The sequence below is a fragment of the Pedobacter sp. GR22-6 genome, assembly GCF_037402555.1.
Lineage (GTDB): Bacteria > Bacteroidota > Bacteroidia > Sphingobacteriales > Sphingobacteriaceae > Pedobacter.
In genome coordinates, this window is sequence record NZ_JBBEUC010000001.1 from 441,487 (window position 1) to 457,779 (window position 16,293).

Below are 16,293 nucleotides of genomic sequence, written 5' to 3' on the forward strand. Positions count from 1 at the left end.
TATATCAGTTTTTTTTATGCGCCTGTAAATTATTAAAAGCTCCTTCGATCAACTTAGGATTTCATATGCCATATTTTAGAAAAACATCATTTTTTTAAAAATATTCAAAATATAATTTGTTTGAAAATGATTTTTTTGTGAATATGTCCATTGTTGTTCAGTTGTAAGGCAAAAAATAAATTTTGCTTTTGTGTATGGAAACTGGATGTCATCTTCATCATCTGATTAAACTAATACTTAAAGCTATGCTGAACGTCTCATCAAATTTGTACAAGTCCGAGTGGCTCGATCTTGTCTTCAAAAACCGGAACAAGAATTATGGTGCTTATGCCTTGCGTGCTGAATCGGCCGGGACTACGACCAGGGCATTGTTGATTGCGGGTCCTGTCTTTATCCTTTTGTTTGCCGGTCCGATGATCTATAAGCGACTTCATCCGGTTGCAGACGCCCCGGCCGACAGAACGGTTACTCTTGACCTGGCTCAGCTCGCTCCACCAAAGGAATTGCAGAAACCCAGAGAGGAAAAGATAGAACTGCCGAAAGCAGAGCCGGTAAGTAAGAAAATTAAAACAGTGGCTCTACCTTCCAGACCTATTGTAGTGGATGATCAATTGGCCCCTATAGATCCTCCGACAATCGAGCAGGTGAAAAATGCTGCCATTGGCCCGCTTACCCAGGATGGATTGGAGACCAATATTGCTTCTGTACCCGCCACAGGCGATGGTAATGGCAGCACAGGAGGTAGTCCGAACGGTGCTGAAGGAACCGCGCCTGACAATACCATTTATGAAGGAGGGGTAGAGATCTATCCGGAGTTTGAGGGAGGAATGAAAGGTTGGGAGAAATTCCTGAGAAGAAACCTCAGGTATCCTGAAATGGCGCAGGAGACAGGTATACAAGGTAAGGTATTCGTGAGCTTTGTAATCGAGAAAGATGGTTCAGTAACGGATGTCAAAGTAGTCCGCGGAATCGGGGGCGGCTGCGATGAAGAAGCCATGAGGGTGATCAAAAAATCACCAAAATGGAAACCTGGCCGACAAAATTCACAAAGCGTAAGGGTGAGGTATAATATGCCGCTTTCATTTAACATCGCTCCTTAAATAAAATATTCGTACGCTCTCTGTATCGAATGGATAGATGGATGAGGGTTAAGGGTTGTAATTTATTTTACAGCCCTTTTTTTGTAAACTTGTGGCCATGAAACGACTTTTCCTCTTTGCTTTATGCGCGCTGCTGTTTTTTAATGCAGCTGCTCAACAAAATCCACTTTTACCTTCTGGCGCAGATCCTTACAGTACTTTTAAAGACGGTTTTTATTATTATACCCATACCACTGGCGATAAGCTGGTGATCTGGAAAACAAAAAGCCTGTTTGAGCTAAAGAATGCAGAGAAAAAGACCATCTGGCTGGCCAGACCGCATCAGATGCATTCCATCTGGGCACCGGAGATCAGCTTTCTGGAAGGCAAATGGTACATGTATTTTGCCGGCCGCACGGAGGCAGGTAAAGACCACCGCATGTATGTGCTGGAGAATGCTTCGCTGGATCCGATGAAAGGCGATTGGACCTTGAAAGGTCAGGTGGGTGATGCTTCCGATAAATGGGCCATAGACGGAGATGTGTTTGAACACAAAGGAAAGCTCTATATGATGTGGTCTGGCTGGGAAGGAGATCAGAACGGACAGCAGAACATATACATCGCCAGGATGAAGAATCCCTGGACTATTGTCGGCGATAGGATGAAAATTTCAGGATCTGATTACGACTGGGAAAAACATGGAGATCTTGGTAAGAACAGCAACCCACCACATGTCAATGTGAATGAGGGTCCTCAGTTCCTGGCCAGAGGAAAGAAGATGTTTGTCATTTACTCTGCCAGTGGTTGCTGGACAGATTTTTATGCATTGGGAATGCTGACGGCAGATGCCAGTGCAGATCCAATGAAGGTGTCCAGTTGGACCAAATCACCAAATCCGGTTTTTAAACAGTCTGTGGAGAACGGGGTCTATGCACCGGGGCACAATTCTTTCTTTAAATCCCCGGATGGAAAAGAAGACTGGATCTTATACCATGCCAATTCAGCTCCCGGACAGGGATGCGGGGGTAAACGATCGCCCAGGGCACAACGGTTTAGCTGGAATGCAGATGGCAGCCCCAATTTTGGAATCCCGGTAAAAAATTAACAAATTCGTTAATTAAAAAATACCGTTCATACTACTGGTTTGCCTATTTTCGTTCGTAACAAGAAAGACAACGCATTATAACATGACACAATCCCCATTACTCAAGAACAACGTCAGTATCGAAGGTAATTTTGCAGCTGCGGAAACTATGGTTTTTGCCAATGGATTTGGAACTGATCAAACCGCATGGAAAGAAGTCAAGGCTGCTTTTGCAGCAGAATACCGTCTGGTACTGTTTGACAATGTCGGTGGGGGAAAAGCGGACCCCGAGGCTTACAGTCCAATTAAGTACAATACCTTAAAGACCTATGCAGACGATATGCTGGGTATTTTAAAGGAACTGCAATTAAAGGACATCATTCTTGTCGCACATTCGGTAAGCTCCATGATTGGTCTGCTGGCGGCAGTTAAAGCACCGGAATATTTCTCGAGAATTGTATTTATCGGGGCTTCACCAAGGTACCTCAATGATGAAAGTGCCGGCTATACGGGTGGATTTACTCAGCCGGTTCTGGATGACATGTATGAGGAGATGACGAACAATTACTATGCCTGGGTAAGCGGATTTTCTAACATGGCGATGGCCAATCCCGACCGTCCGGAACTGGGCCAGTATTTTGCCAGCACTTTATTGGAAATCAGACCCGATATCGCTTTGTCGGTATCTAAACTGATCTTTGAATCAGACCTTCGCACTGAACTTTCTAAGTTGAATAAGCCGGTGTTGCTCCTTCAGGCACATAATGATGTTGCCGTTCCGGATGAGGTAGCGGTTTATTTAAATCAGCATATCCAGGGGAGTATATTGAAAACGGTAGATGCTGAAGGACATTTTCCACACATCAGCGCTGCCGCTCAGGTAATCGATAACATCAAACCTTTCCTCGTAAATTGAAAGAAAAAGAAGGACATATCAATTGGGCCAGGAAAGCCCTGAAGTTTATTGCGACACAAGGAATAGCGACCCGCTTCGAAGATTGGAGTGCAATTGCCAGGAGGAGCATGCTGGAACTTAAACAGGCATCTTCTGCAGCAGAAGTTTTATTTGTCAAAAAAGAAGATGGCCTTACAGCCAGGATCGTTAATCCGGAGTCTTCAGTCAATGATAAAATATACATCGATCCGGGGGTTCTGGATGTATTTGGTGATGGTCCGCAGTATTTTACCAGCCCTTTCGAACAGCTTGCTGCTGAACTGCTCTGCCAGTTTGAAAATCCGGCCGCTTTAGTAGTCCTCCCTCTGCAAGAAACCGGACTTAGCGGGGTGCTGATGCTTTCCTGGCAATATCATTTTGATTTTAGTATAGAATTTAAGGAATTTATAAGTGCTTGTTACGACAAGATCAGGGAAACTGCTCAGTTATCCAATACGCATTACGAATTGGAAGAGCTGAAAGCCCGTTTCAATTCCATTCTGCAGACCGTACCACAGAGTATTGTATTTATCGACGATAGCGGCAATAACAGTTGGGTCAATGATCACGCTGCAAAACTTTTTGACCTGCAGAGTGGCCACGTACAGCCTACGCTACTTTCTGCGGCCATGCAGTCACTGCGCAACAGCGCTTCAAATAAGGAAGAGATTTTCAGAGTGGGCATGGAGCTGTTCAAGTCGGCCGACAAACGGATCGACAATTGGCTATGGATCTTTGATCAGCCTGAAAAACTGGTGCTGAATGTATGCTGTCGCCCCACAGTTTCAGAAAACTCCAGTGGCATGCTCTGGACATTTGACGACATTACACGTCAGTATCTATTTGATGAGCACCTCAAAGAACTTAATGTTCAGCTGGAAGAAAAAAGCAGGCTGGCAGATGAACAAAACCGGGCCAAATCGGAATTTCTTGCAAATATGAGCCATGAGATCAGAACACCAATGAACGGTGTGATCGGAATGACGAGTCTCCTGCGCAATACCACACTGGATGAAGAACAGTTCGATTTTGTGGAGTCCATCCGCCTGAGTGCCGATTCGCTCCTGGAAATCATCAATGAGATCCTGGATTTTTCAAAGATAGAATCCGGCAAACTGGAACTGGAAGAGCACCCTTTCTTCATTCATAAGGTGGTAGAGGAAACTTATGACCTCCTGTCGGTAAGGGCGGCTGAAAAAGACATCGATCTCCTGTACTGGATTGACCATCAGGTGCCAGCAGAACTGATCGGCGACCTCACCCGCCTGAGGCAGATTGTGGTGAACCTGGTTGGTAATGCCATTAAATTTACCCCTTCAGGCGAGATACTGACTTCAATCAGGCTGCTGGAAAGAAAGGAAGCTCATTACGAACTGGAGTTTTCAGTAAAAGATACAGGGATAGGGATCCCGGCAGATAAAATGCACAAGCTGTTCAGCTCTTTTTCCCAGGTAGATTCCTCTACAACCAGAAAATATGGAGGCACCGGATTAGGTTTGGCCATCAGTCAGCGTCTCGTGGAGCGCATGGACGGAAAAATATGGGCAGAGAGCGAGTATGGTGAAGGGACGACTTTTAAATTCACGATCAAGCTGAAGGTCAGTGCCGAAATCAAACAATATAAACCGCTCAGCGTACAGAAAGAACTGTTGGAAAAATCGGCTTTGCTGATCGACGACAACATCACCAACTTAAAAATTCTGAAGGGACATTGCGAGCTCTGGGGCATGTATGCAGATTTGGCCATAAGTGGGGCAGAAGGGCTTGCAGCGATATCGAAACGCAGTTATGATGTCGTTATCATCGATTTGCTCATGCCGGATATGAATGGTGTAGAAGTAGCCAGGGAAATTTCAAAGATCAACGATACTCCGTTGGTCCTGTTCAGTTCTGCCGGACATTTCCCTTCGGGACATGAAGAGGACCGTAAGCTTTTTGCAGCCATTATGGACAAACCCATTAAGCAGTCCTATTTCAATAAAATGCTGCTGAATGTATTGTCCAAACCAGTAGAGGCAGCAAAAGAACTGATCTCAGAAAAAACATTACCGACAGTGATTTTGCCTGCCGAAGAGCAGCACCTGAGCATCCTTGTGGCCGAAGACAACATCATTAATCAAAAAATTGTCATCAAGACTTTAAAGAGCATGGGCTATGAATGTGATGTAGTAGCCAACGGACTGGAGGTCTTGTCCTCACTGGAAAGGCAGCCCTACGACATGGTGTTCATGGATATCCAAATGCCGGAAATGGATGGATTACAGGCTACAAGGGAACTGATCATCAGGTATGGTTCACAAAGACCTGTGGTCATCGCCATGACTGCCGGTGCGTTTGAAAAAGACAAGCAGGAGTGTTTTGATGCAGGAATGGACGATTACATCACCAAACCCTTCGATACGGAGAACTTTGCGATTAAGTTCAATCAATGGAAATCTGAAATCCTCGGAAGGAAGGAAAATTAGTTAGTCTATATTTTTAGACAAAATTCATGCTTTTTCTTGATTGTCTAAAAATATAGACGTAGATTGCTCATGTAAATATTTTCAGCATGAAGCAGTTACTTTATATTTTAATCTTTTCCGCCTTCGGAACTTCCCTTTCCGCTCAGCAAAAGGCAGACAAAAACATCATTGACCAGGCAACTTTGAGGTGCTATTACCTTTTTAGTAAAAAGAAGGAAGGGGCAGCCCAGGCCTTTCGTTCAGATACGATGGTGCTCGACATTGGTACGCAGTTTTCCAAATTCTATGATCCCGCGAGGTTGGGCAGGGATTCGATGCTGAGTGCAAAAATGAAAGGAATGAATTCTGCTGGTATCAAGAGCATCAATGTTTTCAAGGCGAGCGCCAACAAAGATCTTTCCGGTATGCCTGGAACCATAGCTTCCAGTACTGCAGAAGGGGAGAGTTATCAGATCATCAAAAACAAAAAGAACCAGAAGATCAGGGTGCTGGATTATGGCAGCGTAATGAGCGACCAGTTTGTTTATGAAGATGATCCGGGAACCTGGTTCTGGAAAATGACTAATGAAATGGATACCATTGCCGGTTATACCTGCCAAAAGGCCAATCTCAGTTTTCGGGGCAGAGACTATATTGCATGGTTTACTGAAGATATCCCAATGAACGATGGGCCATGGAAATTCTCAGGGCTTCCCGGTCTCATCCTTAAGATAGAAGATAGCCAAACCTTGTTTTCCTTTGAGCTGATCGGACTTAAACAACTGGAAAGCCCATTGCCGATAGTGGTGGATGATACAAAGAGCATCAAATGCACAAGGGCCGAATTTGAACAGCAAAAACTGAAACAAGGGAATGGAATGCAGATCAATTTCAACAATGGTGCAGTCATCATTGCCGAGAATCCGGTGAAGTACGACTATATCCCAATGGAAAAGGAATGAGCCGTGTCTTTATCCTGGTTTTGCTGATTTTTTTCACTTACAGGCTCCAGGGGCAGACGTTAATAAAAGGCAGCCTCCGCGGCTCAGATGGCAAGGCAATGGCCGGACTGAATGTCAGTTTGCGGGAAAAAGGGATTTCGACGGTACTTCTGTTTGCGATCAGTGATGAAAAGGGAGGCTATCAACTGTCTTTCAAAAGCAATTCGGACAGTTTATTGCTGACTGTCTCGGGCTTCAGCATCGCCAGGCAAAGCAGGATGCTGTTCAATAAAAGTCAGCAAGCCGATTTTCAATTGGTCAATGAAGCCATCAAGCTGAAAGAAATCAAGGTAAACCCACCGAAGATCCGTCAGCTTGGAGATACCTTAAACTACCTGGTCGATGTTTTTAAAGATCAGAATGACCGTACTATTGGAGATGTGCTGAAAAAGATGCCAGGAATTGTGGTCAAGGACGATGGTTCCATCCTGTATAACAATAAACCGATCAATAAATTTTACATCGAAAATAAAGACCTGCTACAAGGACGCTATGGTATCGCAACCAATAATATCGAGGCGAAGGATGTGGCAAGTGTACAGGTGCTGGAGAACCATCAGCCGGTCAAGGCTTTAAAGAACAAGGAATTTACTGACGAAGGTGCCATCAATTTGAAACTCAAAGACAGTGCGAAAGGAGTCCTGACCGCCACCGGGCAATTGGGTACAGGAGTCTCGCCTGTGCTATGGAATAACGAATTGTCCTCCATGTATTTCGACAAGAACAAGCAGCTGATGAACGTCTATAAGGGCAACAATACCGGCCAGGATGCAGCAGCCGAACAGCTCTCCTTCTATGGTGGCTCGCAAGCTCCAGGGCAGGCTGCGGGCTTATCTATACAGGCGCCTGCAGCACCCGGAATCAGCCAGCAACGGTATTTGTTCAACCGCTCCCATGCCGCGAGCTTAAATCAGCTCTGGTCTTATGGAAAAGATTACCAGTTGACCGCAAATGTCAACTACCTGAATGACCATAAAGACCAGCAAAGCTATTCACAGTCTTCCTACTACCTTCCTGGTGATAGCCTGCTGAGCATTACAGAGCAACTGAGCGCAAAGCAGCAAGTGAACAAACTGGATGCAAGCCTGCAATTGAATGCCAACAGAGAACAGTTTTATCTCGACAATGCCCTCAAATTTAGCGGGAGCTGGATCATGGAGGAGGGCACTGTGCTCACTGCAACAGATCTGAAACAGGAACTGGATAAACCGCTGATCAACCTCAGCAACAATTTTTCAGTGATTAGCAACCTTGGGAAAAAAACCATCAAACTCTCTTCCTTTACAAGCTATAGTCAGGCAGATCAGACACTCCTGATCAATCCGCTGCTATATCCGGATTTATTTGGAGGGGATTTATCCTCAGTCGCCATGGTTCAAAATGTAGCACAAAACAAGTTCAGTACACAGAACCGGATCAGCTATGGCTGGACGAGCAAGCAGCTTATACAGAACTATGCAATGGGGATGAATGCCTATGCCACTCATTTTAGTTCTACGCTCCAGGCGCGGTCCGCTGCCGGACAATTAGGTTTGGCAGCGGATTCGCTGCGCAATGACCTGCAATGGAATACATTAGATGTATACTTCAGTCCTGACTATACCTATCACACCAATAAATTAAGGATGGTCCTCAATCTTCCCCTAAGTTATGCTTCATTGCGGAACAATATTTTTTTCAATCCATCGCTCAGCGCAAGGTACGAGCTCAGTCCCCTCTGGCAGTTCAATGCAGCTGCGAAATACAACAGCGATATTGGCGGACTCGAGAATGGATACAGGTCATACATCATGCAAAGTTATCGCAGTCTGACCAGAAACGATGGCAGCCTTCCCAAGAAGCAAAGTCAGGCCTACAACCTGGATATCGGGTACCGTCATCCCATACATGCCGTATTCACGAATTTTGGAGCCAGTTATTCCATTAACCAGATGAGCATATTATATGGCTACGACTATTCCGGAATCCGGAGCTCCAGGTTGAGCTATGAAATCCCCAATGAAAGTCGTACTATGGTCTTTTACGGCAAGTTCAGTAAGGCAATCCAATTTCTGGAGAGTACCTTTACATTGGATTTGAACTATAGCAATTCCAGGGCTTCACAGATCAGTCAGTCCGAGTTGATTGACTTCTCTGCAGACCGCTATGGCCTCAATGCCGGAACATCTTCCAAATTGAGTAAATGGGGAAGTTTCAGCTACAACTGGAATTATTCCAGGAGCCTCAGCAAGATCAGGGCTGCAGAGGGGCGCGCTGCTATCGACAATCAGGTCCACAGAGGAAAGCTAAATGTCTTCCCAACTAAAAAGCTGACCCTCAATCTGGCTTTCGAGCATTTTTATAATGGCGGCTTGAGCGGTGCAGCGCAGTCGATGAACTTTGCCGATGCAGGTGCCAAATTCAACTGGAAGCATATGGAATTCAACCTGGAATACAACAACCTGTTGAATACCAAACAATATGTGATGGCCACTTATAGCGACATCAGTACATTTTACAGCAGTTATAACCTGCGTCCTGCGCAGGTGCTGATGAAGGTCAGGTTCAAAATCAAATAAATGTTGTTTGTCTATATAAATAGTCATACATTTAATCGTTATGGAAAAATCAGTGCAATTGACAAAGGCAGAAGAGCAGATCATGCAGGTTTTATGGTCGCTGGGAGAAGGTACGGTACAGGAGATCCGCGATCTTCTTGAGGCACCGAAACCCGCCCGTACCACTGTTTCAACTGTCCTTACCATTCTCGAAAACAAAGGTTTTGCCGACCATAAGGCGAACGGAAGGATCAATGTTTATTTTGCCCTGGTGGCAAAAGAGGCCTATTCTAAGACACAGCTTTCTGGGTTGTTGAAAAACTATTTCAACAATTCATTCGGTGCAATGGCCTCTTTCTTTGCCAAAGAGAACAACTATACCATAGAAGAATTGGATCTCCTCATCCGGGATACTCAAAATGAACTTGATAAAGAAAAATAGATGATTATGGAACAGCTGGCCTTGTATCTCCTCAAATCTACCTTGTGTCTTGCTGTGTTTATTGCACTCTACCTGGTCTTTTTTAAAAGAGAAACCTTTTACCGGTTTAACAGGTATTTCTTGCTTGCAGGACTTGCATGTGCAATTGCGTTGCCTTTCTATACTTATACTTATCAGGTCAGCGTACCTGGTTTATCAGAAAGCATGGACTTTCCTGTCGCTGCCGCTGAAATCAAACCAGGTGCAACACGCTGGGCAGATTTCGCCCTGTCGGCATATTTGCTGGTCAGTGTAATCTTCCTGCTGAGCAAGGTAATGGCATTGGCGAAACTAAAGCGTAGCATTGATGCCCTCGGCCATGTTGAACTGAATGGTTATAAACTGGTCAGGACAAATCTTTTTAAAACTTCTTTTTCGGTATTCAACTACATCATCATTCACCATTCACCAGACAATACAAAGCTGGAACAAGACCTGATCCTTGCGCATGAAGAAGCGCATGTCAGGCAATACCACTGGTTCGACCTGCTGGTCGCTCAGGTGTTCTGCAGCCTGCAGTGGTTCAATCCCCTTGCCTGGTTTTACCAAAGACTGATCAAAGAAAACCATGAGTTTTTAGCAGATGCCGCGGTGTTGGAGCAGGGAAACTCAGCAGCAGTGTACCGCGCTACGCTGATCAATCATGCTTTAGGACTTCCGGTTTTCGCCCTGGCGAGTTCATTTTCACACCTGGATAAAATGAGCAGGATCAAAATGATGATGCGTCCAAAATCTTCCGCTTTCAGAAAACTGGCAGCGCTGGCTGCACTGCCAGGTCTTCTTTTCCTGGTTTGGTTTTTTGCGAAACCGGAGTATGTGCTGGCACAGCCGCTTGTTAAAATGGTGCCGGTTGCGGAAGCCTTTACAGCTTCCAGATCAAAGCCGGATACCTTAACTGAACAAAAAATGAAAGCCGGGGCAAAACCGAAAGCGCAGAAGGTCGCAAAAGTAAAGGTAAAAAAGCCGGTCCTGATTGCCCCTCGGCAGGAATTGCAGGTACCTACAGCTGCACCTGCTTTGGCAGTCCTTGATTCTTCAAGTATCCAAAGACAACCCCAAACTATATTTGAGAATGCAACTCCTCAGCCTTTATATCTCCTGGATGGTGTACCTGTGCTCTCTATAAACGCGATCGCTACCGATAAGATTGAAGCGATCCATGTATTTAAGGGGCAATCTGCCATAGAAAAATATGGCGAAAGTGGTAAAAATGGGGTGGTATTGATCCTATCTAAAAAATCCTCCGCACTTAAAGCTCAGCAATAAAAAAAACTCCGGTAAGCTTTCGGTTACCGGAGTTCAGATCAGCGTTTCGCTGTATATTATTTTAAGCTTCTTTTGCTTCAATCCATTTTCTCGCATTCACGAAGGCTTCCATCCAAGGCGTTACCTCGTCTTTGCGTCCTTGCGGATAATTTGCCCAGTGCCATTGGAACAATGAACGCTCAATGTGCGGCATCATCACCAGGTGGCGACCAGAGGCATCACACATCATGGCTGTATTGTAGTCCGAACCGTTTGGACTTGCAGGATAGCTTTCATAAGCATACTTAGCCACGATACTGTATTTGTCTTCAGCATAAGGCAATTGGAAACGGCCTTCACCATGTGAAACCCATACACCTAAAGTACTGCCGGCAAGTGTAGACAACATCACAGAGTTGTTTTCAGCAATGGTCAATGAAGTGAAGATGCTTTCATGCTTATGACTTTCATTGTGGAGCATTTTTGGTTTTACTTCATGGTCCTTGTTGATCAGGCCAAGTTCAACGAACAACTGGCAACCATTACATACACCTACGGAGAGGGTGTCCGGACGACTGAAGAAATTCTCCAAAGCAACGCGGGCTTTTTCATTATACATAAAAGCACCGGCCCATCCCTTGGCAGAGCCCAATACATCAGAGTTCGAGAATCCACCCACGGCACCGATAAACTGGATGTCTTCCAGAGTTTCGCGGCCTGTGATCAGGTCGGTCATGTGTACATCCTTTACATCAAATCCAGCCAGGTACATCGCATTCGCCAGTTCACGCTCAGAATTGCTTCCTTTCTCCCGGATGATGGCTGCTTTTGGCCTTGGCTTAGTGTTATCTATCACCGGTTTTTTACCATCGAATTCAGCAGGGAAGGTATATTTCAGGGCCTGGTTTTTATAGTTCTCATAACGCTCTTTAGCCTTTACAGGTCCACTTTGTTTAGTGTCCAGCAAGTAAGAGGTTTTAAACCAGACATCGCGCAGATGAGTGATGTCGAAGCTCAGTGTTTCTGTTCCGTTTTTAATGCTCAGGGTCTCTGTATCGTTCACCTCACCGATTAGATGATAAGTAATGCCCTTTTCAGCGAATACAGCTTCAACGCTGCTGTCGGCCTGGAATACGATACCGATATTTTCTGCAAACAGCAATTTCACATGGTCCGCCTCTCCTAATGAAGACAGATCAAGCGAAGCGCCAAGTTGGCGGTCAGCAAAGCAAAGCTCCAACAAAGTGGTTATCAGACCACCGCTGCCGATATCATGGCCCGCCTGGATCTTATCTGCTTTGATCAATGATTGTAAAGTGTCAAAAGTGGCCTTGAACTGCGCAGCATCTTTCACGTCCGGAGTTTCGTTACCTACTCTATTTAAGATCTGGGCGAAAGAAGATCCTCCCAGTTTATAACTGTCTTGAGAAAGGTTGATGTAATAGATCGAGCCACCGTTTTTCTGCAAGACTGGTTCCACTACCTTCGTAATGTCATCACAGTTACCCGCTGCAGAAATGATCACCGTACCTGGTGCAATCACATCGCCATCTTTGTATTTCTGTTTCATCGACAGGGAATCTTTTCCCGTTGGGATATTGATGCCCAGTTCAATGGCAAAATCAGAACAAGCTTTTACCGCTTCGTATAACCTGGCGTCTTCACCCTCGTTTTTGCAGGCCCACATCCAGTTGGCCGAAAGCGATACGCTTTTCAGTCCATCTTTTAGCGGAGCCCAAAGGATGTTGGACAAGGATTCCGCAATCGCAATACGGCTTCCGGCAGCGGCATCGATCAGGGCCGAAACTGGCGCATGACCCACTGAAGTCGCAATACCTTCCTTGCCCTGGAAATCCAATGCCATTACTCCGCAGTTGTTGAGCGGCAATTGCAGTGGTCCTGCGCATTGTTGTTTAGCTACACGGCCACCCACACATCGGTCTACCTTATTGGTCAGCCAGTCTTTGGCAGCTACCGCTTCCAATTGCAATACCTGCTCCAGGTAAGTAGAGAGCTTAGCGATGTCATAGATTACAGGCTCGTAGTTACGGTCTATCGTCTGGTCTTCCATTACTACTTTAGGGGAACTTCCGAACATGTCTTTCAGTTCCAGGTCCATTGGTTTTACACCGGTTGTGGCCGATTCAAATGTAAAACGGTGGTCGCCGGTCACTATACCCACCGTATACATAGGGGAGCGTTCGCGATCGGCAATCTTTTGTAATGTTGCAATATCTTTTTGGCCGATCACCAGGCCCATACGCTCCTGTGATTCGTTACCGATAATTTCTTTTGAGGATAGGGTAGGATCGCCCACAGGGAGTTTATCCAGGTCGATCTTACCGCCGGTTTCTTCTACCAGTTCGGATAGACAGTTCAAGTGACCACCAGCACCGTGATCATGGATGGAGATGATCGCATTGTGCTCCGATTCCACCATGCCGCGAACTGCATTGGCAGCCCTTTTTTGCATTTCAGGGTTAGAGCGTTGTACGGCATTCAGCTCGATTCCAGTACCCAGGGCACCGGTATCCGCAGAAGAAACCGCTGCACCACCCATACCGATCCTGTAGTTTTCACCACCCAGGATCACGATTTGGTCACCTTCAGCAGGTTTGTGTTTCTGTGCCTGGCTTGCTTTGCCGTAGCCTACACCACCTGCCAGCATGATCACTTTATCGAATCCCAGTTTACGGTCTTCCTCTTCATGTTCGAAAGTCAGTACTGAACCTGTGATGAGCGGTTGGCCAAACTTATTGCCAAAATCTGTCGCTCCGTTGGAAGCCTTGATCAGGATATCCATCGGAGTCTGGTATAGCCATTCCCTTTCTTCCACACCATTTTCCCATGCACGTCCTTCTTCCAGACGGGAAAGCGCAGTCATGTACACTGCAGTACCTGCCAATGGTAAAGAACCCTGTCCGCCGGCCAGCCTGTCGCGGATCTCACCGCCAGAACCTGTAGCAGCACCGTTGAAAGGCTCTACAGTAGTAGGAAAGTTATGGGTCTCCGCTTTCAGGGAAATCACCGATTCAAAATCACTTGTCGTATAATAGTCTGGCACATCTGCGCGTTTAGGGGCAAATTGCTGAACTGTGGGGCCTTTAATAAAGGCAACATTGTCTTTATAGGCAGAAACGATATCATTGGGATGCGCTTCCGAAGTTTTACGAATCAGTTTAAATAGGGAAGTAGGTTGTTCCACACCATCAATCACAAACTTACCGTTGAAGATCTTGTGGCGGCAATGTTCAGAATTCACCTGAGAGAAACCAAAAACTTCAGAATCCGTAAGCGGTCGGCCCAGTCTTTCTGCCAGTCCGTCCAGGTATGCTACCTCTTCATCACTTAAAGAAAGGCCTTCCTGTTTGTTGTATGCAGCCACATCAGTGATCTGCAGGATAGGCTCGGGCTGGATGTTGATCGTGTAGATCTCCTGATCCAGCTGCGCATATTTCTGAGAGAGCATGGGATCATATCCTGCAAAATCTTCAGCCACCTGTTTAAATTCCTCGATGCGGATGATGTCCTGGATGTCCATGTTTTGTGTGATTTCCACTGCATTGGTACTCCATGGGGTGATCATTGCTGCGCGGGGGCCAACAAAAAAGCTCGTTAAAGTGCTTTCCTGTTGCAATTTGGCTCCGCCAAACAGCCATTCGAGTTTTGTAATATCAGTTGTGCTCAGTTCCCGTTCAATTTGTACAGCGAAAACCGTGGTAGATTGGCTTAAGAAAAAATAGATCATGCTCTTTTTTTGAAAGTGCAAATTTAAGGTTAAAATTTTAAAACGCCTATCAAAAACGCATGTAATCTGTTTTCCCTTGTTTTGATTACTTTTGAATGTCCAAAAAAGAGAATTATGCTGAATCGAATCCACCATATTGCCATCATATGCACAGATTATGAGCGCTCTAAAGATTTTTATGTCCATAAACTGGGTTTCGGAATTCTGGCCGAGGTGTACCGTTCGGAAAGGAAATCCTATAAATTAGACTTATCCGTCAACGGTACCTACCAGGTTGAACTCTTCTCTTTTGAAAATCCCGTACCCAGGCCTTCACGTCCGGAAGCTGCGGGACTGCGGCACCTGGCTTTTGAGGTAGATGACATCGAAAAGGTGATTGCTGATCTTCATGAAAAAGGCATCTCTACCGAACCCATTCGCATAGACGAGTTTACCGACCGGCGTTTTACCTTTTTTAACGATCCTGATGGATTGCCGCTCGAGCTGTATGAATCTACTTCCTTTAAAAGTCAAAAGTGAGTTCGGTTTTTAAATTTAAGCACTTTGAAGTAGATCAGCGTGGTTGTGCCATGAAGGTCAATACGGACGGTGTGTTACTGGCTTTGCTGGCAGAGGCCGAAGCCCCTGGACACATCCTCGATATCGGCACAGGTACGGGTGTGCTCGCACTGATCCTGGCGCAACGCTTTGAAGCAGCACGTATTCATGCAGTAGAGATCGACGAACAGGCGGCACTACGGGCATCAGAAAATTTTAGCAACTCTATATTTAGTGAGCGGATGAGTGTTGAACACATCGCTATTGAGCAATACGATACCGCACTTCGCTTCGACCTGATCCTTTCCAATCCGCCCTTCTTTGTCAACGACCTGAAGAACCAGGAAGAAAAGAAAGGGATTGCAAGGCATGCCAGTTCCGTATTTTTTGACGAACTCATTCATAAAGTAGCTTCACTACTGAGTCCTGGAGGGCAATTCTGGTTCATACTACCGCTCAAGCAGGCAGAACAGCTGGTGGAAAAAGCAAAACTGTACAAATTGAGCGCACTCAAACAGATCGATTTGCATTCCGATGAAAATAAAGGTGCCTTCAGAAGCATCATTTGCCTCGGCTCTGGTCCGGAAACTTCGGAAAAGGAACATTTCTACATTTACGAGCGCGAAAAAGTCTATACCTTGGCCTACCGGGACTTGTTGAAAGACTTCTTCCTGGCCTACTAAAATCAACAATTAATACCATAGCCTTTGAAAACGATAGGATTAATATCAGATACACATGGATTTTTAGATGATGCAGTGTATAAGCATTTTGAAGACTGTGATGAGGTCTGGCATGCAGGTGATTTTGGACCTGATGTGGCAGAAAAGCTGTCCGCCTTTAAGCCGCTGCGGGGAGTGTACGGAAATATCGATGGTAAAGAGATCCGTAGCGTATATCCGGAGCATTTACGATTTAGCTGTGAAAATTTGGATGTTTGGATCACCCATATCGGCGGATATCCCGGAAAATACGCACCGAATATAAAGAGTGAAATATACACTAAGCCCCCTAAGTTATTTATCTCCGGACATTCACATATCCTCAAAGTGATGTACGATAAAAAGATAGATTGTATGCATATAAATCCGGGTGCAGCGGGAAATTCAGGCTGGCATCGCATAAAGACCTTAATTAAATTTTGTGTTACAGGAGAAAAAATACATAACTTAGTCGCCATAGAAATAGGCAATAGATAACGTA

Annotated in this window: 12 protein-coding genes; 11 read left to right on the plus strand and 1 reads right to left on the minus strand. The window is 45.4% G+C overall.

The annotated features are described in order from the left end of the window. The first annotated feature begins 245 nt into the window (after positions 1-245). From WAE59_RS01960 to WAE59_RS01995, 8 genes are all read left to right on the plus strand, one after another. Positions 246-1,100 carry an energy transducer TonB gene (locus tag WAE59_RS01960; protein WP_337854241.1) on the plus strand — a complete coding sequence of 285 codons (855 nt, stop codon included), beginning with the start codon at positions 246-248 and terminating at the stop codon, positions 1,098-1,100. Positions 1,101-1,197: 97 nt separating this feature from the next. Then, positions 1,198-2,184 (plus strand): glycoside hydrolase family 43 protein, encoded by a 987-nt coding sequence (locus tag WAE59_RS01965; protein ID WP_337854242.1) that lies wholly within the window; start codon positions 1,198-1,200, stop codon positions 2,182-2,184. An 82-nt stretch (positions 2,185-2,266) separates the two neighbouring features. Next, positions 2,267-3,079, plus strand: coding sequence for an alpha/beta fold hydrolase (locus WAE59_RS01970; protein ID WP_337854243.1), 813 nt, complete (start codon positions 2,267-2,269; stop codon positions 3,077-3,079). Continuing rightward, positions 3,076-5,562: a hybrid sensor histidine kinase/response regulator gene (locus tag WAE59_RS01975; RefSeq protein WP_337854244.1), complete on the plus strand. Its 2,487-nt coding sequence runs from the start codon at positions 3,076-3,078 to the stop codon at positions 5,560-5,562. Before WAE59_RS01970 ends, WAE59_RS01975 begins: the two co-directional genes overlap by 4 nt. Positions 5,563-5,648: 86 nt before the next feature. Then, positions 5,649-6,503: a GLPGLI family protein gene (locus WAE59_RS01980; RefSeq protein WP_337854245.1), complete on the plus strand. Its 855-nt coding sequence runs from the start codon at positions 5,649-5,651 to the stop codon at positions 6,501-6,503. Beyond that, positions 6,500-9,100: a hypothetical protein gene (locus tag WAE59_RS01985; protein WP_337854246.1), complete on the plus strand. Its 2,601-nt coding sequence runs from the start codon at positions 6,500-6,502 to the stop codon at positions 9,098-9,100. The genes WAE59_RS01980 and WAE59_RS01985 overlap by 4 nt, the downstream gene beginning before the upstream one ends. Positions 9,101-9,140: 40 nt before the next feature. Then, on the plus strand, positions 9,141-9,521 hold the full coding sequence (locus tag WAE59_RS01990) for a BlaI/MecI/CopY family transcriptional regulator (RefSeq protein WP_337854247.1): 381 nt from the start codon (positions 9,141-9,143) through the stop codon (positions 9,519-9,521). A gap of 6 nt (positions 9,522-9,527) precedes the next feature. Further along, the gene (locus tag WAE59_RS01995; protein ID WP_337854248.1) at positions 9,528-10,826 is read left to right on the plus strand and encodes a M56 family metallopeptidase; all 1,299 of its coding nucleotides are present in this window, start codon (positions 9,528-9,530) and stop codon (positions 10,824-10,826) included. A gap of 61 nt (positions 10,827-10,887) precedes the next feature. On the opposite strand, the gene purL is transcribed toward WAE59_RS01995, so the two are convergent. Next, positions 10,888-14,553 carry a phosphoribosylformylglycinamidine synthase gene (purL, locus tag WAE59_RS02000; protein WP_443147239.1) on the minus strand — a complete coding sequence of 1,222 codons (3,666 nt, stop codon included), beginning with the start codon at positions 14,551-14,553 and terminating at the stop codon, positions 10,888-10,890. Positions 14,554-14,667: 114 nt separating this feature from the next. Here purL and gloA2 point away from each other — a divergent pair, with 114 nt between their 5' ends. The 3 genes from gloA2 to WAE59_RS02015 are packed head-to-tail and all read left to right on the plus strand — an operon-like array spanning position 14,668 to position 16,289. Continuing rightward, a complete protein-coding gene (gene gloA2 / locus WAE59_RS02005; RefSeq protein WP_337854250.1) occupies positions 14,668-15,072 on the plus strand; it encodes an SMU1112c/YaeR family gloxylase I-like metalloprotein in 405 nt (134 codons plus the stop codon). Then, complete coding sequence (locus WAE59_RS02010; protein ID WP_337854251.1) at positions 15,069-15,773, plus strand: tRNA1(Val) (adenine(37)-N6)-methyltransferase; 705 nt, start codon at positions 15,069-15,071, stop codon at positions 15,771-15,773. Before gloA2 ends, WAE59_RS02010 begins: the two co-directional genes overlap by 4 nt. A 24-nt stretch (positions 15,774-15,797) precedes the next feature. Next, positions 15,798-16,289, plus strand: coding sequence for a metallophosphoesterase family protein (locus tag WAE59_RS02015; protein WP_337854252.1), 492 nt, complete (start codon positions 15,798-15,800; stop codon positions 16,287-16,289). Positions 16,290-16,293: the final 4 nt, after the last annotated feature.